Raw genomic sequence first — 577 nt, 5'->3', positions numbered from 1 at the left:
TGGCTGTCTTTGGACCGAGTAGCTCGGAGGGTGCGCAGCGCTGGTCGCTATCTGAAAGCCACGAACGAAATCCACCGGCAAGGCGAAATGGCGTTACTCGTTGCGAAGTCTGGCGTGACCAAGTCAGGAAATCGATATGATATGAAAGAACGAGACAACTCGGATGCCCGCGATAGTCGAACGCGGTCGCGTGGAAAGCTTCTACGCGACTGCATTGGCGATGGAATGGCAATCAGCTTGTGAAGGGCTCCTTACGCGCATACTGCGCCCATCGCTGGGTGCTCACTCCACTACTCGGTCGGCGCGAGCCAGCATGGCGCCCGAAACGGTAACGCCAAGCGCCCTTGCAGTTCGCAAGTTCACCGAAAACTCGAAGAGGACCGGTTGCTCGACCGGTAAGTCGGCGGGTTTAGCTCCGTTGAGTAGTTTTTTCACGTAGACGGCTGAGCGGCGATAAAAAGTTCGACGAGGAGGACCGTAGCCGATGAGCGCCCCAGCATCGGTCATCTCCGGAATGGAGGACGAAGTCGGAATGCGAGCCCGCAATGCTAGCTCCGCGATTCGGTCGCGGAGATCG

Annotated in this window: 2 protein-coding genes; one reads left to right on the top strand and one right to left on the bottom strand. The window is 58.1% G+C overall.

Going from position 1 to position 577, the window contains the following annotated elements; all coding sequences use genetic code 11:
• On the top strand, positions 1-243 hold a 243-nt coding region (locus tag IVA82_RS30930; protein ID WP_247493678.1), incomplete at its 5' end, for a hypothetical protein.
• 39 nt (positions 244-282) lie between these two features.
• Here the strand turns inward: IVA82_RS30930 and IVA82_RS30925 are convergent.
• Positions 283-577 (bottom strand): ABC transporter substrate binding protein (locus tag IVA82_RS30925; protein WP_276578788.1); only part of this gene is annotated, 295 nt, incomplete at its 5' end.

Origin of the sequence: Bradyrhizobium sp. 142, from assembly GCF_023074015.1 — a bacterium.
Taxonomy (GTDB): Bacteria; Pseudomonadota; Alphaproteobacteria; order Rhizobiales; family Xanthobacteraceae; genus Bradyrhizobium.
Note: the sequence above shows the minus strand (reverse complement) of the source record. Positions and strands in the feature narration are given on the sequence as shown.